At 70.4% G+C, this 25530-nt stretch carries 21 protein-coding genes and 1 other RNA gene; 3 read left to right on the plus strand and 19 right to left on the minus strand.

Annotated features, from left to right (window positions below; genetic code table 11):
- Window positions 1–212 precede the first annotated feature (212 nt).
- The 3 genes from OG746_RS01085 to OG746_RS01095 form a co-directional block, all read right to left on the minus strand.
- Window positions 213–1826 (minus strand): beta-N-acetylhexosaminidase, encoded by a 1614-nt coding sequence (locus OG746_RS01085; RefSeq protein ID WP_266710847.1) that lies wholly within the window; start codon window positions 1824–1826, stop codon window positions 213–215.
- Between the two features lie 164 nt (window positions 1827–1990).
- Window positions 1991–2290 carry a DUF3039 domain-containing protein gene (locus tag OG746_RS01090; RefSeq protein WP_266710849.1) on the minus strand — a complete coding sequence of 100 codons (300 nt, stop codon included), beginning with the start codon at window positions 2288–2290 and terminating at the stop codon, window positions 1991–1993.
- Window positions 2291–2332: 42 nt separating this feature from the next.
- Complete coding sequence (locus tag OG746_RS01095; RefSeq protein WP_266710851.1) at window positions 2333–2902, minus strand: YqgE/AlgH family protein; 570 nt, start codon at window positions 2900–2902, stop codon at window positions 2333–2335.
- Window positions 2903–3151: 249 nt separating this feature from the next.
- Between OG746_RS01095 and murA the strand changes: the two genes are divergently transcribed.
- Window positions 3152–4492: a UDP-N-acetylglucosamine 1-carboxyvinyltransferase gene (murA, locus tag OG746_RS01100; protein WP_266710853.1), complete on the plus strand. Its 1341-nt coding sequence runs from the start codon at window positions 3152–3154 to the stop codon at window positions 4490–4492.
- Between the two features lie 205 nt (window positions 4493–4697).
- Here murA and OG746_RS01105 read toward each other — a convergent pair whose 3' ends face one another.
- From OG746_RS01105 to OG746_RS01135, 7 genes are all read right to left on the minus strand, one after another.
- The gene (locus OG746_RS01105) at window positions 4698–4979 is read right to left on the minus strand and encodes an HU family DNA-binding protein (protein WP_016645140.1); all 282 of its coding nucleotides are present in this window, start codon (window positions 4977–4979) and stop codon (window positions 4698–4700) included.
- 298 nt (window positions 4980–5277) lie between these two features.
- A complete protein-coding gene (locus OG746_RS01110; RefSeq protein WP_266710854.1) occupies window positions 5278–6711 on the minus strand; it encodes an NAD-dependent malic enzyme in 1434 nt (477 codons plus the stop codon).
- Between the two features lie 337 nt (window positions 6712–7048).
- The gene (locus tag OG746_RS01115; RefSeq protein WP_266710856.1) at window positions 7049–9418 is read right to left on the minus strand and encodes a HelD family protein; all 2370 of its coding nucleotides are present in this window, start codon (window positions 9416–9418) and stop codon (window positions 7049–7051) included.
- A 110-nt stretch (window positions 9419–9528) separates the two neighbouring features.
- Window positions 9529–10344, minus strand: coding sequence for an anti-sigma factor family protein (locus OG746_RS01120; protein ID WP_266710858.1), 816 nt, complete (start codon window positions 10342–10344; stop codon window positions 9529–9531).
- Entirely contained in the window at window positions 10341–10946 is a 606-nt protein-coding gene (locus tag OG746_RS01125) for a sigma-70 family RNA polymerase sigma factor (RefSeq protein ID WP_266710860.1), read from the minus strand. The genes OG746_RS01120 and OG746_RS01125 overlap by 4 nt, the downstream gene beginning before the upstream one ends.
- A gap of 74 nt (window positions 10947–11020) precedes the next feature.
- A complete protein-coding gene (locus OG746_RS01130; protein WP_266710862.1) occupies window positions 11021–11629 on the minus strand; it encodes a CGNR zinc finger domain-containing protein in 609 nt (202 codons plus the stop codon).
- Between the two features lie 65 nt (window positions 11630–11694).
- Window positions 11695–12237 carry a GNAT family N-acetyltransferase gene (locus OG746_RS01135; RefSeq protein WP_266710864.1) on the minus strand — a complete coding sequence of 181 codons (543 nt, stop codon included), beginning with the start codon at window positions 12235–12237 and terminating at the stop codon, window positions 11695–11697.
- 93 nt (window positions 12238–12330) lie between these two features.
- Here OG746_RS01135 and OG746_RS01140 point away from each other — a divergent pair, with 93 nt between their 5' ends.
- Window positions 12331–12831, plus strand: coding sequence for an anthrone oxygenase family protein (locus OG746_RS01140; RefSeq protein WP_266710866.1), 501 nt, complete (start codon window positions 12331–12333; stop codon window positions 12829–12831).
- Window positions 12832–12929: 98 nt separating this feature from the next.
- Here OG746_RS01140 and OG746_RS01145 read toward each other — a convergent pair whose 3' ends face one another.
- The 6 genes from OG746_RS01145 to OG746_RS01170 all read right to left on the minus strand — a co-directional run bounded on the left by OG746_RS01145 (window position 12930) and on the right by OG746_RS01170 (window position 21354).
- Entirely contained in the window at window positions 12930–14093 is a 1164-nt protein-coding gene (locus OG746_RS01145) for a uroporphyrinogen-III synthase (protein ID WP_266710868.1), read from the minus strand.
- 124 nt (window positions 14094–14217) lie between these two features.
- On the minus strand, window positions 14218–15588 hold the full coding sequence (locus OG746_RS01150) for a nitrate/nitrite transporter (RefSeq protein WP_266710870.1): 1371 nt from the start codon (window positions 15586–15588) through the stop codon (window positions 14218–14220).
- Between the two features lie 161 nt (window positions 15589–15749).
- Window positions 15750–17213, minus strand: a complete 1464-nt coding sequence (locus OG746_RS01155; protein WP_266710872.1) for an acyltransferase family protein — start codon at window positions 17211–17213, stop codon at window positions 15750–15752.
- Window positions 17210–19399: a bifunctional polysaccharide deacetylase/glycosyltransferase family 2 protein gene (locus OG746_RS01160; RefSeq protein WP_266710874.1), complete on the minus strand. Its 2190-nt coding sequence runs from the start codon at window positions 19397–19399 to the stop codon at window positions 17210–17212. The genes OG746_RS01155 and OG746_RS01160 overlap by 4 nt, the downstream gene beginning before the upstream one ends.
- Window positions 19400–20218 (minus strand): hypothetical protein, encoded by an 819-nt coding sequence (locus OG746_RS01165; protein WP_266710876.1) that lies wholly within the window; start codon window positions 20216–20218, stop codon window positions 19400–19402.
- 158 nt (window positions 20219–20376) lie between these two features.
- Window positions 20377–21354: a LysR family transcriptional regulator gene (locus OG746_RS01170; RefSeq protein ID WP_266710878.1), complete on the minus strand. Its 978-nt coding sequence runs from the start codon at window positions 21352–21354 to the stop codon at window positions 20377–20379.
- A gap of 106 nt (window positions 21355–21460) precedes the next feature.
- On the opposite strand from OG746_RS01170, the gene OG746_RS01175 reads away from it, so the two are divergent.
- Window positions 21461–22729 (plus strand): MFS transporter, encoded by a 1269-nt coding sequence (locus OG746_RS01175; protein ID WP_266710880.1) that lies wholly within the window; start codon window positions 21461–21463, stop codon window positions 22727–22729.
- 17 nt (window positions 22730–22746) lie between these two features.
- Here the strand turns inward: OG746_RS01175 and dacB are convergent, their stop codons facing one another.
- The 3 genes from dacB to smpB all read right to left on the minus strand — a co-directional run bounded on the left by dacB (window position 22747) and on the right by smpB (window position 25501).
- Window positions 22747–24330 (minus strand): D-alanyl-D-alanine carboxypeptidase/D-alanyl-D-alanine endopeptidase, encoded by a 1584-nt coding sequence (gene dacB / locus OG746_RS01180; RefSeq protein WP_266710881.1) that lies wholly within the window; start codon window positions 24328–24330, stop codon window positions 22747–22749.
- Window positions 24331–24440: 110 nt separating this feature from the next.
- Window positions 24441–24828: a transfer-messenger RNA gene (gene ssrA / locus OG746_RS01185) on the minus strand.
- Between the two features lie 127 nt (window positions 24829–24955).
- Window positions 24956–25501 (minus strand): SsrA-binding protein SmpB, encoded by a 546-nt coding sequence (smpB, locus tag OG746_RS01190; protein ID WP_266718643.1) that lies wholly within the window; start codon window positions 25499–25501, stop codon window positions 24956–24958.
- Window positions 25502–25530 lie beyond the last annotated feature (29 nt).

Below are 25530 nucleotides of genomic sequence, written 5' to 3' on the forward strand. Positions count from 1 at the left end.
CCGCCGTACGGTACGTGCTGACAGGCCGGACGTGGCAACTCTGGCACATCTTCCTTCCGGCCCGGAGAGGGGGTCCGGTAGGAGGCATTCGCCCCTTCCACCTCGCAGATGACCGATATCGCACCAGATCACCTGAGGGGGCGAATTGCCGTTCTGTGCCTACGTATGAGGTGAGGTGCGCGGTGCCGCGCGGCGACCGCCGCCGCACAAGCTCACACGTTCGGGGGTTCCCCTTCGAAGGGACGTCCGAGCACCCCCGGGCGCCGCTGCCAGGGCAACGGGCCACCTGGGGGCCGGTAGGCGACGCCGAGGGCGTCAAGTCGCCGGTAGTGCGCGGTCATTCGGCGCTCGAAGTCCGCGAAGTCGCGCGCGCCGGGTGCGGGCAGCTCGCTCCACGCGACCTCGCTGAAGGCGGAAAGTCGCGGATACACCTGGTAGTCGAGGCGCTGTTCGTTCTCCGTCACCTCGGTCCACACGTTGGCCTGCGCGCCGAGGACGTGCCGCGCCTCCTCCTCGCTCAGCTGCGGAGGAACCGGCTCGAAGCGGTAGACGTCCTCCAGCGTGCGTACGTAGCCGATGGGGACCGGCTCCTCGTCGCCGGGGGCCTGCCGATAGTTCAAGTAGACCTGCTGCTCGGGGCACATGACGACGTCGTGACCCGCCCTCGCCGCGGTGATGCCACCCTCGTAGCCGCGCCAGGAGGAGACCGTGGCGCCGGGCGCGAGGCCGCCTTCGAGGATCTCGTCCCAGCCGATGAGGCGCCGGCCGCGCGCGCCGAGCCAGGTGTCGAAGTGCCGGATGAACCAGGACTGGAGCTCGTCCTCGTCGGCCAACCCCAGTTCCTTGATGCGCTCCTGGGCGGTGGGCGACTGCCTCCACTGGTCCTTGGGGCACTCGTCGCCCCCTATGTGGATGAAGGTCGACGGGAACAGGTCGAGGAGTTCCTCGAAGACGCCCTCGTAGAAGCGGAGGGTGTTGTCAGTGGGGGCGAGTACGTTCGGATTGACGCCCCAGGTGTCCCAGACGGGGAGGGAAGCCGTGTCGACGACATCACTGTTGCCGAGTTCCGGATACGCGTGGATGGCGGCCTGCGAGTGGCCCGGCAGGTCGATCTCGGGGACGACCGCGATATGCAGCGCGTCGGCGTACGCGACGATTTCGCGGATGTCGTCCTGGGTGTAGAAGCCGCCGTGCGGCTTGTCCTCCCACAACTCCGAGGCGCGGTGGCCGAATTTCGTCCGTGACCGCCAGGAGCCGGACTCCGTCAGCTTCGGATGGCGCTTGATCTCGACGCGCCAGCCCTGGTCGTCGGTGAGGTGGAAGTGCAGGACGTTGAGCTTGTGGGCGGCCATCAGGTCGAGTTGGCGCAGCACTCCGACCTTCGGCGTGAAGTGGCGGGCGACGTCGAGCATCATGCCGCGCCAGCGGAAGCGGGGCGCGTCGTCGACGGTGAGGTGCGGGACGGTCCAGGTGCGCCCGGGAAGCGGGGCCCGGCGGTACGCGTCGGGGCCCAGGAGTTGACGCAGCGTCTGGGCGCCCCAGAAGACGCCTGCCGCGGATCCGCCCTCGATCGTGACGCCCGCATCCGTCGCGCGCAGCCGGTAGCCCTCCGGTTCGAGGGACGGGTCGATGCGCAGGGCGACGACGTCGTCCTCGTACGCGCCCTTGGGCGGCAGGGCGAGACCGGTCGCCGCGCCGAGTGCCGCGCGCAGCCAGCGCGCGGTGTCCTCGGTCCCCTCCCCCGCGGCGATGCCGGTGCGCTCGCCGAGCGCGTGGCGCCCTTCGCCCGAGCGCGTCAGCCGACGGGGTGCGGGGATGAGTTCCATGGCGGGAGGCTAAGAGGACTGGACCAATTCGCGCAATGGTGGGGCGGACGCGCGAAACCCCGGGCATGCGTCACCGCACGCCCGGGGTTCACTGGACAGACCGGGGTTCACCGGAAGACCGGGGTCGCCGGGAAGGTTCACCGGGAAAGGAGAGCAGGCGCCGCCTACTTGTCCTTGCCGCCGCCGTCCTTGCCGCCCTTGTCCTTGTCGCCGCCGGCGCCCATGGACTCGTAGATCTCCTTGCACATGGGACACACGGGGTACTTCTTCGGGTCACGGCCCGGCACCCACACCTTGCCGCAGAGCGCGACGACGGGCGTGCCGTCCAGCGCGCTCGCCATGATCTTGTCCTTCTGGACATAGTGGGCGTAGCGCTCGTGATCGCCGTCGCCGTTCGACGTCTGTGGCGTCGGCTCTACGAGGGTCCCCGTACCTGTCCCGCGCTCGGGCTCAAGAGTGCTCATAACCGCCAAGGGTACTTAAGCCCGCCCGGTCCCGGAACGAGGTCAGTTGAGCGAGGGGTCGTCCGGATACGTGGCCACCATCGCCAGTTCACCCCGCTGGCGCCGCAGCACCGCGCGCCACAGGCCCTCGGGGCGGGTGGCCGAGACATCACCCGGCTCCGACTCGACGACGTACCAGGCGCCCTCCGTCAGTTCGTTCTCCAGCTGTCCCGGGCCCCAGCCCGAGTAGCCGGCGAAGATCCGCAGGGAGCCGAGCGCCGCCGCGAGCAGCTCCGGCGGGGCCTCCAGGTCGACGAGACCGATCGCCCCGTGCACCCGGCGCCAGCCGAGCGGGGCCTCCCGCTCGTCGTCCCCGGGGATCACCGCGACGCCGAGCGCCGAGTCGAGGGAGACCGGGCCGCCCTGGAACACGACCCCCGGCTCGCCGGCCAGATCGCCCCAGCCCTCCAGGATGTCTCCGACGTCCACCGGTGTCGGCCGGTTCAGCACGACGCCGAGTGAGCCCTCCTCGTCGTGGTCGAGGAGCAGCACGACCGCCCGGTCGAAATTCGGGTCCGCGAGGGCGGGTGTGGCCACGAGCAGCCGCCCTGTGAGCGAGGACACCTCGGTCATGCGTGACATGATCCCGCATCTGCCCGCCGTAGGGGGAGCCAAGCGCAACAACCGCGTGAACGCAGCTCAGCGCGCAGGGAAGTGGAAGACCCGCACTTCACAAAACCGTCACGCTTTGTGCCTTCTCCGGCGCGCTTCGTGTTGTAGCGAACTCATGACGCTCCCTGGCGCCCTCAGGCATACGAATAAGGGGTGCACCGCCCTTACCCTTGAGCCTGGCCCTGCCCTTCTCTTCGGAACGCGAGATTCATGACCGTCACCGACGATGTCCTCCTTGTCCACGGCGGAACCCCGCTGGAGGGCGAGATCCGTGTCCGCGGCGCGAAGAACCTCGTGCCCAAGGCCATGGTCGCCGCGATCCTCGGCAGTGCGCCGAGTCGGCTGCGCAATGTCCCGGACATCCGCGACGTGCGCGTCGTACGCGGCCTGCTGCAGCTGCACGGCGTGACGGTCGGCCCCGGTGAGGAACCGGGTGAGCTGGTGATGGACCCCTCGCACGTGGAGTCGGCGAACGTGGCCGACATCGACGCGCACGCGGGCTCCTCCCGCATCCCGATCCTGCTGTGCGGCCCGCTGCTGCACCGTATCGGCCACGCCTTCATCCCGGGTCTCGGCGGCTGCGACATCGGCGGCCGGCCCGTCGACTTCCACTTCGAGGTGCTCCGCCAGTTCGGCGCGACGATCGAGAAGCGCGCGGACGGCCAGTACCTGGAGGCCCCGCAGCGCCTGCGCGGCACGAAGATCCGCCTCCCCTACCCCTCCGTGGGCGCCACCGAGCAGGTCCTGCTCACGGCCGTCCTCGCCGAGGGCGTCACGGAGCTCTCGAACGCGGCCGTGGAGCCTGAGATCGAGGACCTGATCTGCGTCCTGCAGAAAATGGGCGCGATCATCGCGATGGACACGGACCGCACCATCCGCGTCACCGGCGTCGACAAGCTCGGCGGCTACACGCACCGCGCCCTCTCGGACCGCCTCGAGGCGGCCTCCTGGGCGTCGGCGGCGCTCGCCACGCACGGCGACATCTACGTCCGCGGCGCGCAGCAGCGCTCGATGATGACGTTCCTGAACACGTACCGGAAGGTCGGCGGCGCCTTCGAGATCGACGACGACGGCATCCGCTTCTGGCACCCCGGCGGCCAGCTGAAGTCGATCGCGCTGGAGACGGACGTCCACCCCGGCTTCCAGACGGACTGGCAGCAGCCGCTCGTCGTGGCGCTCACGCAGGCCACGGGCCTCTCGATCGTCCACGAGACGGTCTACGAGTCGCGCCTCGGCTTCACGTCCGCGCTGAACCAGATGGGCGCGCACATCCAGCTCTACCGCGAGTGCCTCGGTGGCTCCGACTGCCGCTTCGGCCAGCGCAACTTCCTGCACTCGGCGGTCGTCTCCGGGCCCACGAAGCTGGAGGGCGCCGACCTGGTCATCCCCGACCTCCGTGGCGGCTTCTCGTACCTGATCGCGGCGCTGGCGGCCCAGGGCACGAGCCGTGTCCACGGGATCGACCTGATCAACCGCGGCTACGAGAACTTCATGGAGAAGCTCGTCGAACTCGGCGCGAAGGTCGAGCTCCCGGGCAAGGCCCTCGGCTAGCCGCCGCTCGACCCGTACGTGAATGGGGGCCACCCGGAAGTTCCGGGTGGCCCCCATTCACGTGTGGCCACAGAGCTGGACCTTGTCCGCAGACGCGCCCGACCGTGGCTGGGCGCGCAGTTCCCCGCGCCCCTGGGCGGCAACGCAAAGGGGCGGCCACCCGGAAGGAATCCGGGTGACCGCCCCAAGGCGTTGCGCCTAGGACTTACTTACCCTTGGCGGCTTCCTTGAGCTTCGAGCCCGCGGAGACCTTCACGCTGTAACCGGCCGGGATGTTGATCGGCTCGCCGGTCTGCGGGTTCCGGGCGGTACGAGCGGCACGGTGGGTGCGCTCGAAGGTCAGGAAGCCGGGGATGGTGACCTTCTCGTCGCCCTTGGCAACGATCTCGCCGACGGTCTCGGCGAACGCGGCCAGCACGGCGTCGGCGTCCTTGCGGGTCACCTCGGCGCGGTCGGCCAGCGCGGCCACCAGCTCACTGCGGTTCATGTTTGTACTCCCGTGTTCTTCTTGCCGTTGAGGCGTGCCACGCGGCCAGGCCGCGTGTTGGGCAACAGCAAAGTTGATGCTGCCAGGGTCTCGGTCAGGCCCAGGACCCGGGTCCGTCTTCCAGACCCTTGCGCCTGAAGAGGCATCCTGCCCCTACCCACGGCGGTAAAGCCAATCCGGCACCCCTTGGGGTCACACGGAAAGCGCCACCGTGCCGGTTGCAGGGGCGGGCCCGGGGGCCTGTTTCCCGGCCAGCCTATGGGGCTCGGAGGCCCCGTAAACCGCGACGCGCCGGTAATCAGGCGGTCGTGGCCCCCGTCACAGCCACTCCGGCCGCCTTCGCCGCGTCGCGGACGGCGCCGGCGACGGCTCCCGCGACCTTGTCGTTGAAGACGCTCGGAATGATGTAGTTCGGGTTGAGTTCGTCCTCGGTGACCACGTCGGCCAGGGCCGTCGCGGCCGCCAGCATCATCTCCGTGTTCACCGTGCGCGACTGGGCGTCGAGCAGGCCGCGGAAGACGCCGGGGAAGACGAGGACGTTGTTGATCTGGTTCGGGAAGTCGGAGCGGCCCGTGGCCACCACGGCGGCCGTCTGGCGGGCGATCGCCGGGTCGACCTCCGGGTCCGGGTTCGCGAGCGCGAACACGATGGCACCCTCGGCCATCGCGGCCACGTCGTCGCCGTTCAGCACGTTCGGGGCCGAGACGCCGATGAACACGTCCGCGCCGACGACCGCTTCCTTCAGCGTGCCGGTCAGGCCCTCGGGGTTGGTGTTGTCGGCGATCCAGCGCAGCGGCGAGTCGCTGTCGGCGTCCTTGAGGTCCTCGCGGCCCGCGTGCACGACACCGTGGATGTCGGCCACGACGGCGTTCTTGACGCCCGCCGCGAGCAGCAGCTTGAGGATGGCCGTACCGGCGGCGCCGGCGCCCGACATGACGACGCGGATGTCGTTCATGTCCTTGCCCGCCACCCGCAGCGCGTTGGTCAGCGCGGCGAGCACCACGATGGCGGTGCCGTGCTGGTCGTCGTGGAAGACGGGGATGTCGAGGGCCTCGCGCAGGCGGGCCTCGATCTCGAAGCAGCGGGGCGCCGAGATGTCCTCGAGGTTGATGCCCGCGAAGCCGGGGGCGATGGCCTTGACGATCTCGACGATGGCGTCGCTGTCCTGGGTGTCCAGGCAGATCGGCCAGGCGTCGATGCCCGCGAAGCGCTTGAAGAGGGCCGCCTTGCCCTCCATGACCGGCAGCGCGGCCTTCGGGCCGATGTTGCCGAGGCCGAGCACCGCGGAGCCGTCCGTGACGACCGCGACGGAGTTGCGCTTGATGGTCAGACGCCGGGCGTCCTCGGGGTTCTCCGCGATCGCCATGCAGACGCGGGCCACACCCGGCGTGTAGACCATGGAGAGGTCGTCACGGTTGCGGATGGGGTGCTTGGACTGCATCTCGATCTTGCCGCCGAGGTGCATCAGGAACGTACGGTCGGAGACCTTTCCGAGCGTGACGCCCTCGATGCCCCGGAGCTTGTCGACGATCTCGTCCGCGTGGGACGTCGACGAAGCCGCGATCGTGACGTCGATCTGGAGCTTCTCGTGACCGGAAGCGGTGACGTCGAGGCCGGTCACCGAGCCGCCGGAGGACTCCACGGCGGTGGTCAGCTGCGAGACGGCGTTACCGCCCGCGGGGACCTCCAACCGGACCGTCATCGAGTAGGAGACGCTGGGCGCCGTTGCCATGGCCGACTTCCTCTGCTTTCACCGTGTAGCTGTTGCCGTCCGATGGTCCCACCTACCGGTGAGTACGTGGTAGTCGCATCGGGTTTTGAAGCTAACGTTCATTCATCTTTTGGAAAGTAGTTTCCACCATACGAGAAGTCGGGGGAAACGGGAAGAGGAAACAGAACGAGGCCCACGTCACGGAAGTGACGTGGGCCTCGCCTCACATTCATGACACCGACCCGCCATGCTCGCCTCGCGGCAAGTGGTCCCTCTAAGGGACGATGGTTGGGCCCGGGGGCTTGGATCGAGCCGGTGCCGTCATCAACGGTAACACCGGAGACAGTGGGGGCAAGAGTCAGTCGCGGAGCAGATCCGGCACCCCGTTCGCGTCCGGTTCGTCCCGCTCTCCGGAGACCACCGTGAGCTGCTGCGTCGCCCGGGTCAGGGCCACGTACAGGACGCGCAGACCCGCCGGGGACTCGTCGGCGATCTCGGCCGGGGAGACCACGATCGTGGCGTCGTACTCCAGCCCCTTGGCCTCCAGGGAGCCGAGCGCCACGACGCGCTCGCCGAGCCCGGAGAGCCAACGGGCCGCCTCGTCCCGGCGGTTCATCGCCACGACGACGCCGACCGTGCCGTCGACCTGCTCCAGGAGCCGGGCGGCCTCCGCCCTGACGGTGTCCCCGGTCCTGTCCCGTACGGCCTCGAAGCGCGGCTGGACGCCCGTCGAGCGGACCGCCGAAGGGGACTCGGAGCCGGGCATCGCGAGTGCCAGGACCTTCGCGGCCAGCTCGGCGATCTCGGACGGGTTGCGATAGTTCACGGTCAGGGTGAAGCGGCGGCGGGGCCGGGAGCCGAGGGCCTCGTCGCGGGCGGCGCCCGCCTCGTCCGGGTCGGACCAGGAGGACTGGGCGGGGTCGCCGACGATCGTCCACGTCGCGTGCCGACCGCGGCGGCCGACCATCCGCCACTGCATCGGCGTGAGGTCCTGCGCCTCGTCGACGATGACGTGCGCGTACTCGGTGCGCTCCTGGGCGAGGCGCTCGGCGCGCTCGCGCTGGGACTCCTCGCGCTGCGGCATCAGCTCTTCCAGGCCGGTGAGCTGGTCGAGCGGGTCGTACTCGCGCTTCTTCTTCTTCTTGCGGGCCGGGGCGCCGAGTACGGCGGTCAGCTCGTCGAGCAGGGCGACGTCGTGGACCGAGAGGGCGTCGCGGCGCAACGATCTGGCGAGCTTGCGGACCTCGCCGGGGTTGAGGATGCGGCGGGCCCAGCGGCCCAGGCGCCGCTCGTCGGACATGGCGGACAGGACCGCGCGGGGCGTCAGCTCGGGCCACCACGCGTCGAGGAAGCGGAGGAACTCGTCCTCGCTCGTGACGTCCTCGTCGAAGGAGGAGCGCAGTTCGGCCGCGAGCTCGGGGTCGGAGTGCCGGCTCCCGGCGCCCGACTGGTCCCACAGGGCGTCGAGGAGGAGCTTGCGGGCGCGCGGGCGCAGGTGGTTGACGGGGGCGGTGCCGCCGAGGGTGGCCTGCCGGATCCGGTTCAGCCGGTCCGCGTCCAGCTCCAGGCGGCGGCCGAAGGCGACGACGCGGAGCCGGGTGGGGGTCTCCCCCGTGGCGGCCTCCGGCTCCTCGTCGCCGAAGTCCCCGAACGCCAGCTGCTCCTGGGCGGGCTGCTTCGGGCGCCCGCTCTCCAGGGCTCCCCGTGCGGCCTTCCTGAGCACACTCAGCATCCGCGACGAGCCCTTGACGCGGGCCACCGCCGGGGAGTCGTAGACCGTGGCCTCCGCGCCGTCGACCAGCGAGCCGACCGCGCGGATCGCGACCTGGCCCTCCTCGCCGAGCGAGGGCAGCACGCCCTCGGTGTAGGCGACCAGGAGCGGGGTCGGCGAGACGATCAGGATGCCGCCCGAGTAGCGGCGCCTGTCCTGGTACAGGAGGTACGCGGCGCGGTGCAGCGCCACCGCCGTCTTGCCGGTGCCGGGGCCGCCCTCTACGTACGTCACGGACGCGGCGGGGGCCCGGATGACCTGGTCCTGCTCGGCCTGGATGGAGGCGACGATGTCGCGCATCGAGTGGCTGCGGGCCTGGCCGAGGGCGGCCATCAGCGCGCCGTCGCCGATGGCGGGCAGGTGTTCGCCGTCCAGGTACGCCGTCAGCTCCGGGCGCATCAGGTCGTCCTCCACGCCGAGCACCTTGCGGCCCTTGGAGCGGATGACGCGGCGGCGCACCACGCGGCCCGGATCGACCGGTGTGGAGCGGTAGAAGGGGGCGGCGGCCGGGGCGCGCCAGTCGATGACGAGCGGCGAGTAGTCCGCGTCGAGCACGCCGATACGGCCGATGTGCAGCGTCTCGGCGATGTCGGCCGTGTTGTCCTCGCGGACGGCGCCGTCGGCCGGCTCGATCGCCGTGTACGCGCCGTCCGGGCCCTTCTTGCCGTCCTTGCCCTGGAGCAGGTCGATGCGGCCGAAGAGGAAGTCCTCGAACTCGTTGTTGAGGCGGTTGAGGTGGATGCCCGCGCGGAAGACCTGCGCGTCGCGCTCGGCGAGCGCGCCGGGCGTGCCGACCTGGCCGCGCTTGGTGGCGTCCTCCATCAGGAACTCGGCCTCGTGGATCTTCTCTTCGAGGCGTCGGTAGACGGCGTCGAGATGGTTCTGTTCGACGCCGAGCTCGCGGTCGCGGACCGAATCCGCGGACTCGACCCCACCTGAACTCGTATCCGATTTCACCGCTGAATCGTGCGGAGCCTGAGCGGCCACCGGGCCCCCTTCTGACGTGCTGGGCAGCCGTCAAAGGTACGCGAAAGGGGCCCCGTAGGGCTACGTGCGGCGCCGTACGGTCAGGCGTTCACCTCCACGAGCCGCTTTCCGTCGAGCGTCTCGACCTCGAAGTGGTCGATCTGGCCCCGGTCGAAGGCCGCGCCCCCGTGCACGTACAGGGGATGCTTCGCGTTCGCGTTCGCACTGTCGTCGATGCCGTAGCCCCACTTCGGGACGGCCCAGGTGGTGACCGTCTCGCGCTCGCCGTTCTTGCCGACCGCGACGAGGGAGCACTTCAGCGGGCCCTTGACGTTCTTCAGTTCCAGGACGGTGTGGGTGCCCCAGGCCTTCTTCTCCATGCCGATCGTCGCCGTGACGTTCGTGGTGGCGTCGGTGGCCTTCACCTTGTCGGTCATGTGGTTGAAGAAGGCGTCCTTGGCGGGGCTGGTGGAGTGCGGTTCCGCGACGGTGTTGTTGCCGCCGTCGTCCGTCACCGCCATCACCGTCAGCGGGCCGCCGATGATCAGGGCCGCGGCGGCCGCGACCAGGTAGAGGCCGCGCCTGCGCTTCTTCGCGCGGCGGCGCCCCAGTTCGTCGGCGAGGGACTCCGCGAGGCGGGGGCTCGGGCGGGCCGCGAGGGAGTCGCCGATCTGCGGGGTCGGCTCCCGGGGTGCGCCGCGCTCGGCCGGCAGGTCGGCGAGGGCGGCGAGCATCGGCTCCATGCCCGCGAACTCCTCCAGGTTCCGCGCGCACCGCTCGCACGTCGCCAGGTGTGCCTCGAAGGCGCTCGCCTCGATGTCGTCGAGGATGCCGAGCGCGTAGGCGCCGACGGTCTCGTGCACGTCGCCCGCCTGCTCATGGCCGAAGGGACCGTACGATCCGTGGCCCGTCGTCATGCCGTCACCCCCCGCTCCTCCAGCGCCAGCTTCATCGAGCGCAGCGCGTAGAAGACCCGCGAGCGCACCGTGCCGCTGGGGATGCCGAGCGTCTCGGCCGCCTCGTTGACCGTACGTCCTTTGAAGTACGTCTCCACGAGTACTTCCCGGTGGGCCGGGGTCAAGTCCTCCAGCGCGTCGGAAAGGGTCATCAGCCACAACGCCTTGTCGATCTCGTCCTCCGCGGGGATGACCTCCAGCGGCGACGGATCGACCTCCTGCGGCCGGGCCTGCCGACTGCGGTGGCCGTCGATGACGATGCGCCGGGCGACCGTCACCAGCCAGGGGCGTACCGAACCGGTCGCTCGGTTGAGCTGTCCGGCGTTCTTCCAGGCACGGATGAGCGTCTCCTGTACGACATCCTCCGCGCGCTGCCGGTCCCCCGCCACCAAGCGGAGCACATAGGCCAGAAGCGGCCGTGCGTGCTCGGCGTAGAGCGCGCGCATCAGCTCCTCGTCCGGCTCGGGCGGCCGGGGCGCACGATGTCGGGCCCGGGGCGGGCGTTCATCGGCCACGGCGGAATCCTTGCGCACGCCTACCTCCGGTGTCCCCTGTTCGGCCATGTCTCTCGGCTGGGCTCACGGGAGGGATACGCAGACGAACTCGCGGATGTTCAAAGGGAGTTACGGAAGTCGACTCAGGCCCTGGCCAACGCCGCCGCCCTACGTCGATGTCTGGCCACCCGCTCACGGTTGCCGCACACCTCGCTGGAGCACCAACGGCGCCTGCGGCCACGGGACATGTCGAGGTAGATGATGGGGCAGTTGTCGCCCTCGCACTGGCGCAGGGAGCCGCGGACGGTGGGGTCGGTGAGGAGGTCGATGGCGTCCCGCGCGACGGCCGCGAGCAGGGCCGGGCAGCCGGGTTCGATGTGCAGGGAGCGGACGAGGGTGCCGTCGGCCGCGCGTACGGCGCGGGGTGCGGGCGGGGCCGCGCGGGCGAGCAGGTTGACCCGTTCCAGGGCGCCGGGGACCGGGCGGCCGGAGAGTTCGCCGCGGACCAAATGGGCTATGTGCGCGCGCAGTTCGCGGAAGGCCGCGAGCCAGGCGGGCGAGCGGTCCGCCAGCGCGGCGGCGTCCGGGACGAGCCCCGCACCGACCAGCCAGGCGCGCAGCAGGTCGGGGCTCGTGAGGCGTTCGTCGGGGTGCGCGGTCGCGACGAGGTCCAGGCAGAGACGCCCGGAGTCGAAGCGCAACTCGTAGGGGGCAGGGGCAGGCGGGTGGGGCCCTGTGGGTACTGCTGCCATGCCCTCTACAGTGCCCGCCCGCGGGCGTGGCCGGAACCCCCGCTGCCGGAACCGGAGTTGACGGCCTAGCCGCGGCCGTACGCCGGAGGATCGTCGTGGAGGATCCGCTGGAACAGGACGTGGTCGCGCCAACCTCCGTTGATGTGGAGGAACTTGGGCGCGAGCCCGTACCGGACGAAGCCGCACTTGGCGAGCACGCGCTGGGACGCCTCGTTGTCCGTGAGCGTGCCCGCCTCCACGCGATGCAGGCCCATTTCGTCGCGGGCGGCGCGGCAGACCTCCTCCACGGCGGCGGGGATCAGGCCCCGGCCCCGGTAGTCGGAATCGACCCAGTAGCCGAGGCTGGCGCTGCACAGGGGGCCGAGGTGGATGCCGTTGAGCGCGGCGCGGCCGACCACACGCCCGTCGGCGGACCGGTCGAACAACAGCCACAACGCCCCACCGGGCTCGGCGATCCGCTCGGCCTGCTCCCGCGCCGTGTAGTACTCCTCGGAGCGGTACGGCTCCCAGGTCTTCATGAACTCCCGGTTCCGGACCACGGCGTCGGCCAACGCCTGGGCGTCCTCGGGGACGGCGCGGCGGAGCTCTATGTCGGGGGTGATCAGCATGCCGGTACGGTACGCGGGCCCCTGGACGCTCGCGCATGGGGTTGCGCGGATCGACGATGTCGGGGCGGCACGGTCCGCGGCTTGACTGGGGCCATGACGACATCGACGCGTTTCACGGGATGGGTACTGGGGGCGGCCACGGTCGCCATGGGACTGGCGGCAGGGTCGTTCTACGTGTTCGCGTGCGCCGTGATGCCCGGCCTGGCGCGCAGCGGCGACCGTACGTACATCGAGGTGACGCAGCACATCAACGACGTCATCCAGAACCCGGTGTTCTTCCTGAGCTTCATCGGGGCGCTGGTGTTCACCGGATACGCGGCCTGGCGGGTGCGAGGTCAACAGGGGCCGCGCGGCTGGGTGTTCGCGGCGCTGGCCTGCTACGCGGTGGCGTTCCTGCTGACGATGACGGTGAACGTGCCGCTGAACGACGCGCTGGCCGCGGCCGGCTCCCCCGCGAGGATCTCCGATCCGGCGCGGGTGAGGGAGGAGTTCGAGGGGCCGTGGGTGGCGTGGAACGTGGTGCGGGCCGTGCTGTGCACGGGGGCACTCGGGTGCTTGGTGCGGGGGCTCCGATCAAGCCCCTGCGGCGATTGAGCAGCGGGGTATGGGGCAGAGCCCCAATCCTTCGGCCCGTCCGGCGCACGCTCTCGGGGCTCCGCCCCGGACCCCGCTGCTCAATCGCCGCAGGGGCTTTAAATGTCCGCGTACTTCGCGTCCGCCGCCGGGTCCAGCGCCAACCGGTACCCCCGCTTGACCACCGTCTGAATCAGTTTCGGTGTCCCCAGGGACGACCTGAGCCGGGCCATCGCCGTCTCCACCGCATGCTCGTCGCGGCCGGCGCCCGGCAGCGCGCGGAGCAGCTCCGCGCGGGACACCACCCAACCGGGGCGCCGCGCCAGCGTCCGCAGCAGTGACATGCCCGCGGGCGGCACCGGGCGCAGCTCGTCGTCCACCACCACGGCCTGCCCGCGGATCTGCATCTGGTGGCCCGCGATCGGCAACGTACGCGCGCGCGCGGGCAGTTCCTTGCACAGCAGCTGCACCAGCGGACCGAGCCGGAAGCGCTCCGGCTGCACCGTGTCCACGCCCCGCGCCTGCAACGGCACGGCCGTCACCGGGCCGACGCAGACCGCGAGCACGTCGTGGTGCAGGGCTGCGAGCAGCTCCGCCTCAAGGCCCCGCTCCTCCGCGCGACGCAGCAGCGCCTGCGCGGCGGGGGCCGAGGTGAACGTCAGCGCGTCCACGCCGCGCGACACCGTGGCGTCGAGGAGGCGGTCGACCGGCCCTATGTCCTGCGGCGGGAGCCAGCGGTAGACGGGGACGCCGACCACTTCGCCGCCCGCCTCGCGCAGCGCCTCGACGAACCCGGGGAGCGGCTCGCCGTGCAGCTGCACCGCGATGCGCCGCCCCTGGACGCCCTCGTCGAGCAACCGCTCCAGGACCTCGGCCATCGACTCGGACGAGGGCGACCACTCCTCGGTGAGGCCGGCCGCCCGCACCGCTCCCTTCACCTTCGGGCCGCGCGCGAGGAGCTCGACGCCACGAAGGCGCGCGAGCAGATCCTCGCCCAGGCCCCAGCCGTCGGCGGCCTCGACCCAGCCGCGGAAGCCGATGGCGGTGGTGGCCACCACCACGTCCGGCGCGTGGTCGATCAGCTCCTTGGTGGCGACGAGGAGTTCGCTGTCGTCCGCGAGCGGCACGATCCGCAGGGCGGGCGCGTGCTGCACCGAGGCCCCGCGCCGCTGGAGCAGCGCGCCCAGTTCGTCGGCGCGGCGCGCCGCGGTGACGCCCACGGTGAAGCCCGCGAGCGGCCCGTGGGCCTGCTCCGGCCTCGTGGCCTGCTGTTCCTCGTCCATGCTGGTTCTCGCCCCGCTCGACGTTTTTCCGTGTACCGGGCCCACCGGCGCGTGGTCCGAGCTTGTCAACGCTCCGTGTCGGCCCCGGATCAACGTTATTGCGTACGTGTTACGGGAGCCAATGTCACACCTCCGCGTAGCTGAGCTGCGGCTTCGTCTCCGCCGTGGAGCTCGCGACGGTGCGCGACGCCGAGCGGCGAAGGTATACGGCCCAGGTCACGGCGAAGCACACGGCGTAGAAGACGAGGAAGGCGACGAACGCCCCGGTGCCGGTGCCGGCCGTCTGGAAGGACTGCCGGAACGCCAGGTTGATGCCGAGCCCGCCGAGCGCGCCGACCGCGCCGATCAGCCCCATGGAGGCGCCGGAGAGCCGCCGCCCGTACGCGGCCGCTTCCTCGCCGGTGAGCCCCTTGGCCAGCGCCTTCGCCTGGAAGATGCCGGGGATCATCTTGTACGTCGACCCGTTGCCGAGCCCGCTCAGTACGAACAGGGCGATGAACGCGACGGTGAACAGGGTGAGCGACTTCTCGACCGAGGCCAGGATCACGACGGCCGTGGCGAGGGCCATACCGACGAAGTTCCACAGCGTGATGCGCGCGCCGCCGTACTTGTCGGCGAGCTTGCCGCCGACGGGCCGGATGAGCGAGCCGAGCAGCGGGCCGATGAAAGTGACGCCGGCCGCCTGGAGCGGCGTACGGCCGAACTGGGTCTGCAGGACGAGGCCGAAGGCGAAGGAGTAGCCGATGAAGGAGCCGAACGTCCCTACGTAGAGGAACGACATGATCCAGGTGTGGCCGTCGCGCACGGCCTCCTTCGCGGCGCCGGTGTCGTTCCTCACGGTCGCCAGGTTGTCCATGAACAGCGCGGAGCAGACCGTCGCGACGACGATCAGCGGGATGTAGATGCCGAGCAGCACGCGCGGCCCGCCGCTCGCTCCGATCACGGCGAGCGCGACGAGCTGGATGACGGGGACGCCGATGTTGCCGCCGCCCGCGTTCAGGCCGAGCGCCCAGCCCTTCTTCCGCAGCGGGAAGAAGGAGTTGATGTTGGTCATGGAGGAGGCGAAGTTGCCGCCGCCGACGCCGGTGAGCGCCGCGCACCACATGAAGGTGGTGTACGAGGTGCCCGGCTCCATCACCGCGAACGCGGCGATCGACGGCACCAGCAGCATGCTCGCCGAGACGATCGTCCAGTTGCGGCCGCCGAAGACCGCGACGGCGAACGTGTAGGGCACGCGCGCGAAGGCCCCCACCAGCGTCGCCATCGACACGAGGAAGAACTTCCCCGCCGGGTCGATCCCGTACTCGGGCCCCATGAACAGGACCATCACCGACCACAGGGTCCAGATGGAGAATCCGATGTGTTCGGAGAGGACGGAGAAGGCGAGGTTGCGCCGGGCCACCTTCGCCCCCGTCTCCTCCCAGAACACTTCGTCCTCGGGATCCCATCGCTCGATCCAGTTCCGGCTCCGGGTCTGTTCCTTGGGGCCAGGCATCTCACGCCTCCAGGTCACGGTTCGCGTCTGTGTGACCGAAGGTAGGGAGGCGGGATTTCCGCTTCGTGGCGCGAAGTGACCACGGGGGAACTTTGCGCTCACCTGGAGGGCGGGGCGGGGGTGAGGCTCCACCCTGCGCCTCACCCTCCGCGCGCCGACCCTTACTTGCGCCGGCTCCCCGAGCCGCCGCTCCGGCGGCCGTCCGGCCACAGGCGAGGTTTGCGCTTCGCGGCCAGGTCCTCGACCCAGCCGGTGGCGACGATCGCGAGGCCGATGAGCGGCCAGATGAGGACGAACGACCAGAGCATGTACGTCGAGTCCAGCGCCGAGCTCAACTTGTCGTCCATGAACGGCAGTTCGTAGAGCAGGTCGATCAGCGGGAACGTCGCCATGATGAGCAGGTTGTGCCACAGATAGATCGTGACGGCCCTGTTGTTGGCCAACGTCACCAGGCGGTCCCAGCGGGCGAGCCGGCCCGGCAGCTGCTGCCAGGACGGCGCGTACTGGAGCAGGATGACGACGAATCCGAGGGACCAGGTCGCCTGGGCCAGCGGGATCTCGTTCAGATCCCAGCCCTCTTCGGACAGGTGGCCCGAGGCCCACCACAGGCCGAAGCCCATGAGCAGCGCGGCGCCGGACACCGCGGCGTAGCGCGGCACCTTCTGCAGCACGCCCTCCTGGTGCGCGAAGCCGAGGACCCAGCAGCTGCCGTACACGGCGAAGTCGGTGACGGCCTCCCCTGTACGGCCGGGGATCTCCACCAGGCCCGTGCCGATCACGGCCGTGAGGGCGAGCGGCGCGCACAGCGTCGCCCACGGCAGCTTGCGGAACGCCTTGAGCAGCAGCGGGGACGCGAGCACGAACCACATGTAGGCGCGCAGGTACCAGAGCGGGCCGATGCCCTGCTCGGCCCACGTGGTCTCCAGGAAGCCGGGCGGGTTGGCGATCTCCCACGGGTAGGCGGGGGCGCCGATCGGGATCACGTAGTTGACGATGCCGAGCCAGCCCCAGGCGCCGCCGCCGGTGTCGGGGTCCTTGCCCGGGTTCCAGCCGCCGATGAAAAGGAGTGGCAGCACCAGCGCGCTGAACAGCCACATCGGCGGGAGGAGGCGCCGCAGCCGCCCTCGTACGACGCTCAGCGCGGGCCTGCTCAGGGAGCGCGCCATCAGCGATCCGGCGAGCGCGAACATCACGCCCATGGACGGGAAGACGACCGAGAGCCAGACCCAGCCGAACAGGTGGTAGGCGATGACCCGGACGAGCGCGACGGACCGCAGCAGGTCGAGGTAGCGGTCCCGGCCGGGCTTCTTGGGCGCTGGGGCCGCCTCCGGCGGCGGGCCCTCCGCCTCCGGCAGCGGGCTGGTGGCTTCGGCCCGCTGGAGTACTTCGGGGAACCGGGCGGTCGCCTCGGCCGCCACTCCCCCGGTGGCCACCGCGTCGGTGAGCACCGGGCCGCCGCCGGGTCCGCGGGGCGGCGTCGCGCCGGTCCTGGCGGGCGGCACGGCCGGCCATCCGGCCTCGGAGACGCCCAGGGTTCGGCCGTGCTCCGGCTTGGCGAACCAACTTCCCTGCGCCGAGGGCTCGTCCACGCCCTCGCCGTTCCCGCCGTTCGTCGGATGCGTCATGCCACCGGCCTCCGCTCGTCACCGGAGACGGAGCTCGTCCGCTGGTGCGGCACCCGGCCGCCGGGCCCTGCGCCCACCACGCCGGTGCGGCGCAGCTTCTGCCAGCGCAGCCGGCCGCCGGTGAGCGCGGTGATCCAGGACTGGAGCAGCACGACGTACATCAGCTGCCGGTACAGGAGTTGCTGGAGCGGGAGGGATATCAGGTGCGTCATGCGTTCCTTGTCGAGCCGGAAGGCGTACGCGGCGCAGATCGCCTGGATCGCGAGCACGCCGAACCAGGCGCCGACGGTCTTCTCCGTGGGGCCGAACACGAGCCCGTAGAGGAGGAAGATGTCGATCAGCGGCGCGAGCAGCGGGGCCAGCACCATGAAGAGCGAGACCAGCGGGAGGCCGACGCGGCCGAAGCGTCCCGAGGGGCCGCGGTCGACCAGGGCCCTGCGGTGCTTCCAGATGGCCTGCATCGTCCCGTACGACCAGCGGTAGCGCTGCGACCACAGCTGCTGGACGGTCTCCGGGGCCTCGGTCCAGGCCCGCGCCTTCTCGGCGTAGACGACGCGCCAGCCGTCGCGGTGCAGCGCCATCGTGACGTCGGTGTCCTCGGCGAGCGTGTCGTCGCTCATCCCGCCGACGCGCTCCAGGGCGCTGCGGCGGAAGGCGCCGACCGCGCCGGGGATCGTCGGCATGCAGCGCAGGATGTCGTACATGCGGCGGTCGAGGTTGAAGCCCATCACGTACTCGATGTGCTGCCACGCGCCGATCAGCGAGTCCCGGTTGCCCACCTTCGCGTTGCCCGCGACGGCGCCGACGCCCGGGTCGCCGAACGGCTGGACCAGCTCGCGCACGGTGGCCGGTTCGAAGACGGTGTCGCCGTCCATCATCACGACGAGGTCGAACCGGGCGTTGGCCAGGCCTCTGTTGAGGGCCGCGGGCTTGCCCGCGTTGTGCTGGCGGACGACGCGGACGCCGGGCAGCCGCATGTTCTCCACGATGCGCGCGGTGCCGTCCGTCGACCCGTCGTCGATCACGACGACCTCGATGGGGTGCTCGCTCAGGGTCAGCGAACGGACCGTGTTCTCAATGCACTTGGCCTCGTTGAAGGCCGGTACGAGGACGGAGACCGGCTCGGTGACCTGGGGGCCCCATGCGAAGCCCTTGCGGCGCACCCGGCGCGCGTGCACCGCGGACAGGATCAGCATCAGGCCGAAGCGGGACATGACGAGGACGCCGATGACGGCGAGGCCGACGACGAGGACGCCCGTGATGTTGTCCGAGGCCCCCACCGCGTAGACCCACGCCTTGCCCTTCCACAGCTCGACGCCGCTGACGGGCGTGTGCGCGCCGGGCATGCCGAGGGCCTCGGTGAGACTGGCGAACTTGTAGCCCTCGCCCTGGAGTCCGGGCAGGAAGCGGTCGAGCGCAGCGACGGTCTGCGAGCGGTTGCCGCCGGAGTCGTGCATCAGGACGATCGCGCCCTTGCCGTCCTTGGGCGTGGCACGGCGGATGATCTCGTCGACGCCGGGGCGCTTCCAGTCCTCGCTGTCCGTGTTGTTGACGACCGTGATGTAGCCGCGCGAGCCGATGTACTTGGTCACCGGCCACGACGCGTCGTCCATCGCGTCGGCGAACGAGGAGTACGGCGGCCGGAACAGGGAGGTGCGCACGCCTGCCGCGCCTTCGAGCGCCAGCTGGTTCTGCGACAGCTCCCAGTCGATCCGCTTCTTCGACTGGTAGGAGAGATCGGGGTGGTTGAAGGTGTGCAGGCCGACCTCGTGCCCCTCGTCCACCATGCGGCGCACCAGGTCGGGATAGCGCGAGGCCATGGTGCCGGTGACGAAGAAGACGGCGTGCGCGTCGTGCTTCTTGAGGACGTCGAGGACCTTCGGGGTCCACTCCGGGTCGGGGCCGTCGTCGAAGGTGAGCACCAGTTGGTGCTTGCCTATGGAACGGCTGGTCTCCTGGCCGCCCCTGGTGTCGATGACGGGCCCGCCGTCGAGGATCTTCTCCGGCACCTTGTCGGTGGCCGCCTCGGGGCGGATGCGGTGGTCGGCGAGGATCTCGCTGTGGACGTAGCCGCGCAGCATCAGCATCGTGATCATCGCGACGAGCAGGAGCGAGGGCAGCAGATAGCGCAGCGGAAGGCGGCGCCTGCGGGCACCGACCCGTGCGTGGCGTGAGCGGTCGGACATCTACAGGACGCTGCTTTCCAGGGACGGGACAAGGCTGCCCAGAGGCTGGACAAGGCTGTCCAGGGGCTGGACGAGGGGCGCCACGAGCAGCTGTACGAGGCCGCCTTCGGCGAGGGTTTCCGAGCCGTCGGTCCCGGGACCCCCTGCGGGGTCGCTCACGGTGTCGTCCGGCGGCGTCGTCGGGTCGGTCGGCTCGGACGGGTCCGTCGACGGCTCGTCGCTGTCGGCCGGGCCTGACGGATCGACGGGCGGTGTCGTCTTGCCGCCCGTCGGCCTGCCGGACGGCGAGGTCCCGGTGGACGGCTTCCCGGAGGCGCTGTCCCCGGCCGACGGCGACGCACTCGCGCCGGGCGCGGCGGAGGCGCCCGGCACGGCGCTGCCGGTGACGCTCGACTCCGGGGTGGCACCCGGAGACTGCGCCGTCGACGTCGACGGAGTGGGCTCGGACGACCTGGTGCCGACCTTGCCCGCGCCCTTGCCCTCGGCGGGCATCGGCAGCCACGGCGCGTCGGAGTTGCCGGAGAAGACGGTGACCACGATGACAACCGCGTAGACCGCGATGGCCAGGCCCGCGGCCACCCCGAAACGGCGGAAATTGCGGCCGCGCCGCCCCGAGTCGTCGACGAAGACGGGGAGTTCCTTGTCGTCGGCGCCTTCTCGGCCCGCCCGACCCTCACCGCCGCCTGCGCCGCTCCCGCCCTCGCCCGGTCTCACGCCGACCGGACCGCCCAACTGACGCCCTGAGACGTCGAGTTGAACCGTCACCTCGTGCGGGTCATGGGTCGGCCCCGACAGGCCGTCTTCTCGCGAGTTCTCCACCGTACGCACATCCCCCCAAGGACACGTTCATGAGTGCGCGGGCGACGGTGGGGCTTTCGCCGGTCGAACCGGGCCCCCACCCGATCCGAGCGCCCCCACTATCACATCGCACCCAAACCCAGAATGTAGCGCACACCAGTGACACCCACGCACACACCTCATTCACGACTCAACATAACCTGCACATCTGTGGCTGGAATCCACGCCTCCGCGGGGCGTTCAAGCCATCCGTTCTCCGCCGCGACGGCGGTCGCGGCGGCCCGAAGTGCCGCGATTCCGGGGTGTTTACGCCCCTTTCGCCACACGAGTGACACGGGTGACAGTGGCACGGGGTCGACGAGCGGTCGCAGCACCGAACCCGGCATGGCCGGAAAATCCACTCCGGTGAGGACCGGATTTCGATACTTGTCCATGATCCGCCGAAACTCCTTCTTGCCGATGGCGAGCGGCGCCGGCGGCGCGACACGGATGCCCCGGCCCTCGAACAACTGCCGGGCCAGATCAGTCCATTCGGGTGTGCGGGGGTTGCCGGCGCCCGCGTAGACCGACTCACCGGCCAGAAGGCCAAGGGGCACGGCGTCGAGCGCCGCCAGCGGATGGTCGTCGGGCAGCATGATCGCCATCGGCTCGTAGCGCACGGGCTGTTGGGAGAGCCGCGCACGCATTGCCGGGTCGAGCCCGGCGAACCGGCCGAAGGACACATCGAGCCGCCCGGCCAGGAGTTCGGCGGCGGCGCCGGTCAGGCCGCTCTCGTAGCGGGCCATCAGCTCGTGGTCCGGGGCGAGTTCACGGGCGCGCGCGAGCACCCGCTCGTGCGCGAGACCCGGGCTGTTGATATCGACGAGCAACGGCCGGTCGGTGGCGGCGGGCCCGGTGAAGGCCGTGAGCAGCTCGTCCTGCGCCGCGATCACGCGCCGCGCGTGCGGCAGCAGCCGGGCCCCGTCCGTGGTGAGCGTCACCTGCCGGGTGGTGCGGCCGAAGAGGTCGACGCCCAACTCCCGCTCCAGGCGCCGGATATCGCGGCTGAGCGCCTGCTGGGCGACGTAGAGCCGGGCGGCGGCGCGGGTGAAGTGCAGCTCGTCGGCGACGGCGAGGAAGGCGCGCAGCAGGCGGGGTTCGACGTTCGCTGGAGGCATCGGGCGAACTTACAACGCAGGCGCGTGAAAATTAACAACACAGGAGCGTGAATCGGCACCGAGTAAGTGTTGGACCCCGCACGTGACCTGCGGCGACGCTCTTCGCATGCCCACTGCTCCCACGTCCACCGGCTCCACCTCCACCGCTCCCACGTCCACCGCTCCCACGTCCTCCGCCGCCACGTCCTACACCCGGCTGTTCGCCATCCCCGGCGCCCGCGCCTTCACCCTCGGCAACCTCATCGCCCGCTTCCCGCAAGGGATGTTCAGCATCAGCGCGGTGATCATGATCTCCGGCTCGCGCGGCTCGTACGCGCTCGCGGGCGCCGTCACCGCCACAGGTCTGGTCGCCAACGCGCTCGTCGGACCGTGGACGGCGCGCCTCGTGGACCGCCACGGGCAGGCACGGATCGCGGTCCCGGCCACCGTCATATCGGCCTGCGGCTCGCTCGCCCTGCTCCTGTGCGTGCACTTCGAGGCGCCCAACTGGACGTTGTTCGCCTCCTACTTGGCGTCCGCGACGACCCCCAACACGGGCGGCCTGTCCCGGGCCCGCTGGGCGCACCTCCTCAAGGAGACCCCGGACGCCCTGCACACGGCAAACTCCTTCGAGCAGGCGGCGGACGAGCTCTGCTACATGCTCGGCCCCGTAGCGGCCGCCTTCCTGTGCGGCTCGCTGTTCCCGGAGGCGGGCACCCTGGTCAGCGTCGTGCTCATGGTGACCGGCGTACTGATCTTCGCCGCGCAACGGACGACGGAACCGCCGCCCCACGCGCGTACGAAGGCGACGAAAACGCCGCTACGCGCGCGTGGCATGCCGCCTCTGCTGCTCGCCTTCCTCGCCACGGGCGCGATCTTCGGTTCGCTCGAAGTGGTCACCGTCGCCTTCGCCGACGCGCAGGGCCACAAGGTGTGGGCGGGCGGCATCCTGGCGCTCCAGGCGGCGGGCTCCTGCGCCGCGGGCCTGGCCTACGGGGCGTGGCGACCGGCGGGCCCGGCGGCCCGCCGCCATCCGCTCTGCGTGGCGGCGATGGCGGCCCTGATGACGCTGCCCCTGCTCGCCGCCTGGCTCACCGGCTCCCTGTACGTCCTCGGGGGCGCGCTCCTGGTCGCGGGCATGGCCACGGCGCCGACGATGGTGACCGGCATGACCCTGGTCCAACAGCGCACGCCCACCGGCCAGTTGAACGAGGGCATGACGCTCGCCGTGACCGGCATCCTCACGGGCATCGCCTGCGGCTCCGCGACGGGCGGCGCCGCGGTGGAGCACTGGGGCCCCACCGCGGCGTACACGGTGCCGGTCATGGCGGCGGCGTGCGCGCTACTGCTGGCGCTGTACGCGTACGTACGGTCCGCCCGCCAGGGATCCCGCTAAGGGATCCCGCTAGAGGCTCAGCATGTGGCCGGCTTGCGCCACGAGCACTCCAGGTCGCCGTCCCGCTCGGCGGCCGGCACGGCGCGCGTGGACTTCGGCACGGCGGCCGTCGCCTCCTTCGCGGTCGACTTCGCGAGGGTCACGACGATGGCGTCCTCGAGCGGCTTCACGGAGTCGACGAGGTAGTTGTTCTGGACGACGCTGTAGACGAGCAGCCGCCCGTCGGCATCCTTCACGTACCCGGACAGCGCCGACGCGCCCGTCAACGACCCGGTTTTCCCCCGGGCGTTGAGAGCGGCGGGCGTGTCGCACATCCGGCTCCGCAGCGTCCCGCCGACGAACCGGTCCGGGTCGCAGGCCACGGGCAGCGACTTGTACCAGTCGGCGTACCAGGGCTCGTCCTGTACGGAGAGGAGGAGGTCGGCGAGCTGCCGGGCGGCGAAGTTGTCCTTGCGCGAGAGCCCGGACCCGTCGACCTGCCGCAGCTTGGTGGCGTCGACCCCGGCGCCCTTCAGATAGTCGGCGACGGCGTCGATGCCGTCACCCCAACTCCCGGGCCTTCCGGTCGCCTTGTACCCCATGGCCTTGGTGAGGGACTCGGCGTGCATGTTGTTGGAGAGCTTCATGAACGGGATCAGCAGGTCCTTCAGGGGCATGGACTCGTGCGCGGCGAGCCGCTTCGCGCCCGCGGGCGTGGCCCGCCCCAGCTTGGTGGACCCGCCGACCTTCACCCCGTGCGCGGTGAGCGCGTCCCGGAACACGGAGGCCGCGTACCCGGTCGGCTCCCACACGGTCACCCACTCCTTGGTGGTGTCACCGCCCACCGGCACGGTGCCGCTCACGGAGATGGTGTTGGTCCCGTGCCGCCGCTCGACGGCGACGGTGTCGTCTCCCCCGGCCCCGACGGTGGACGCCCGCATGTCGATGTGCACGTAGCGGTTCTTCGGCGTGACGCTGACGGCCGGCTTGTCCCCCGCCTTGGCGCCGGGCTTCACCTCGACGATGACGGTCCCGGTGTCGTAGTCGGTGTCCGGGGCGACGCTGAGGGCCGAGATCTGGGCGGCGTAGTACGAGGACTCGTCGTCGCCTCCCCAGGTGTCACCGATCCGGTGGTCGTCGAACCTGGTGTCGTCGGCGACAAGGCGTCCGCTCACCCGCTTCACGCCGGCCGCGGCGACGTCGGCGGCGAGCTTGTCGTAGTCGGCGGCGAGGGTGGTCGGGTCCCCGGTGCCGCGCAGATACAGGTCCCCGTCGAGCACCCCGCTCCGCACCCGCCCACCGGCGAGCACGTCCGTGCCGAACCGGTAGTCGGGGCCGAGGACCCCCATCGCCGCGGTGGAGGTGGCGAGCTTCGTGTTGGAGGCGGGCATCAGCCGCCCGGTCGGATTGTGCTGGTACAGGGTCTCCCCGGTCTTCGCGTCGGCCACGACGACACTCGCCGCGCCGCCCTCCATCCGCGCGTCCCCGAGAATCGTGTCGATCGCCTCCGGCAGCCCGCTGGGGGTGGAATCGGCGCCGGCGGGCGCTCCCCAACTCAGCGTGGCGGCAACGACGACGGCTACGGCGGGCAGGGCCCATCTCGATCCCTTACGTCTCCTCATGCCACAGGAGCATCCCGGAAGCGCAGGGTCCCGCCAAGACCCACAACTGAGCCAACGACAAAGGCCCGACTGTGTGAACAGTCGGGCCCGTATCGCATGGGATGAAACGATGGTGGAGATGGCGGGAATCGAACCCGCGTCCAACGGTGCAGCAGCAGGGCTTCTCCGTGCGCAGTTCGCTTCGATTTTCTCGGCCCCGGTGATCACGCGAACAAGTCACCGACGGGCCCAGCCACTGTTTGATTTCCTTTTCCGCCCCGTGGCCGGACGGAAAAGTTTAGTTCCCTAGATTATGCCAGGATCCGGGTCGGGAACACTCCCGGGCTGACACCCTTTTAGGGTCCTTCAGTCGCTGTTATTAGGCAGCGAGGGCGAAGGACTGGGAATCGCTCTTAGAATTGGCGATTATTGGTTGCGACATATGGTTAACGAGATCATTGCCGCTTCCTCGACACGCTTCCCCTGCTTCGACATCCGCTGTCGAAACCGATCATCCCCATGTTGTTTTTTCAAAGGTGGGCCTTGCGACCCGTGGATCTCTCGATCCGGCGTCCCTGCGTGAGGAACAACCCCATCGTACGTGACCAACGTACGACGATGCCAGCGTATTCCTGACGGACGGGCGTCAGCCCATCCGCTCGTTGTTCCGCTGCCGCCGCTTCGCCGACGCGATCGCCCGGTCCGAGTCCCGCCGGTCCTGCTTCTCGCGCAGCGTCTGCCGCTTGTCGTACTCCTTCTTGCCCTTGGCGAGCGCGATCTCGGCCTTCGCCCGGCCGTCCTTGAAGTAGATCGCCAGGGTCACGATCGTGTGACCGGTCTCCTCGGACTTCGACTCCAGCTTGTCGATCTCCTCGCGGTGCAGCAGCAGCTTGCGCTTGCGGCGCACCGCGTGGTTCGTCCAGGTGCCCTGGTTGTACTCGGGGATGTGGGCGTTGTGCAGCCAGGCCTCGCCCCGGTCGATCTGGACGAAGGCGTCGGCCAGCGAGGTGCGGCCCTGCCGCAGTGACTTGACCTCCGTGCCGGTCAGCACGATGCCGGCCTCGTAGGTGTCCATGATCAGGTAGTCGTGGCGCGCCTTCTTGTTCTGCGCGACCATCTTGCGCTTGCCGTCCTTCTTCTCGGACGACGCCCCCTTGCCCTGCTTGGGCTGGGACTCCTTCGGTACATACATTGCCTTGGCCATAGTGCTGGCCATTTTCG

It is taken from the genome of Streptomyces sp. NBC_01016 (assembly GCF_026341035.1).
In the GTDB taxonomy this organism is placed as follows: domain Bacteria; phylum Actinomycetota; class Actinomycetes; order Streptomycetales; family Streptomycetaceae; genus Streptomyces.

What these genes read in the sequence shown, in the direction of transcription:
- OG746_RS01155 (WP_266710872.1), bottom strand. Translation starts at nt 17,213, where the DNA reads ATGACGCATCCGACGAACGGCGGGAACGGCGAGGGCGTGGACGAGCCC.
- OG746_RS01135 (WP_266710864.1), bottom strand. Translation starts at nt 12,237, where the DNA reads ATGCTGATCACCCCCGACATAGAGCTCCGCCGCGCCGTCCCCGAGGAC.
- OG746_RS01145 (WP_266710868.1), bottom strand. Translation starts at nt 14,093, where the DNA reads ATGGACGAGGAACAGCAGGCCACGAGGCCGGAGCAGGCCCACGGGCCG.
- smpB (WP_266718643.1), bottom strand. Translation starts at nt 25,501, where the DNA reads ATGTATGTACCGAAGGAGTCCCAGCCCAAGCAGGGCAAGGGGGCGTCG.
- OG746_RS01090 (WP_266710849.1), bottom strand. Translation starts at nt 2,290, where the DNA reads ATGAGCACTCTTGAGCCCGAGCGCGGGACAGGTACGGGGACCCTCGTA.
- OG746_RS01140 (WP_266710866.1), top strand. Translation starts at nt 12,331, where the DNA reads ATGACGACATCGACGCGTTTCACGGGATGGGTACTGGGGGCGGCCACG.
- murA (WP_266710853.1), top strand. Translation starts at nt 3,152, where the DNA reads ATGACCGTCACCGACGATGTCCTCCTTGTCCACGGCGGAACCCCGCTG.
- OG746_RS01120 (WP_266710858.1), bottom strand. Translation starts at nt 10,344, where the DNA reads ATGACGACGGGCCACGGATCGTACGGTCCCTTCGGCCATGAGCAGGCG.
- OG746_RS01170 (WP_266710878.1), bottom strand. Translation starts at nt 21,354, where the DNA reads ATGCCTCCAGCGAACGTCGAACCCCGCCTGCTGCGCGCCTTCCTCGCC.
- OG746_RS01160 (WP_266710874.1), bottom strand. Translation starts at nt 19,399, where the DNA reads ATGTCCGACCGCTCACGCCACGCACGGGTCGGTGCCCGCAGGCGCCGC.
- OG746_RS01095 (WP_266710851.1), bottom strand. Translation starts at nt 2,902, where the DNA reads ATGACCGAGGTGTCCTCGCTCACAGGGCGGCTGCTCGTGGCCACACCC.
- OG746_RS01085 (WP_266710847.1), bottom strand. Translation starts at nt 1,826, where the DNA reads ATGGAACTCATCCCCGCACCCCGTCGGCTGACGCGCTCGGGCGAAGGG.
- OG746_RS01110 (WP_266710854.1), bottom strand. Translation starts at nt 6,711, where the DNA reads ATGGCAACGGCGCCCAGCGTCTCCTACTCGATGACGGTCCGGTTGGAG.
- OG746_RS01130 (WP_266710862.1), bottom strand. Translation starts at nt 11,629, where the DNA reads ATGGCAGCAGTACCCACAGGGCCCCACCCGCCTGCCCCTGCCCCCTAC.
- OG746_RS01175 (WP_266710880.1), top strand. Translation starts at nt 21,461, where the DNA reads ATGCCCACTGCTCCCACGTCCACCGGCTCCACCTCCACCGCTCCCACG.
- OG746_RS01150 (WP_266710870.1), bottom strand. Translation starts at nt 15,588, where the DNA reads ATGCCTGGCCCCAAGGAACAGACCCGGAGCCGGAACTGGATCGAGCGA.
- dacB (WP_266710881.1), bottom strand. Translation starts at nt 24,330, where the DNA reads ATGAGGAGACGTAAGGGATCGAGATGGGCCCTGCCCGCCGTAGCCGTC.
- OG746_RS01125 (WP_266710860.1), bottom strand. Translation starts at nt 10,946, where the DNA reads ATGGCCGAACAGGGGACACCGGAGGTAGGCGTGCGCAAGGATTCCGCC.
- OG746_RS01105 (WP_016645140.1), bottom strand. Translation starts at nt 4,979, where the DNA reads ATGAACCGCAGTGAGCTGGTGGCCGCGCTGGCCGACCGCGCCGAGGTG.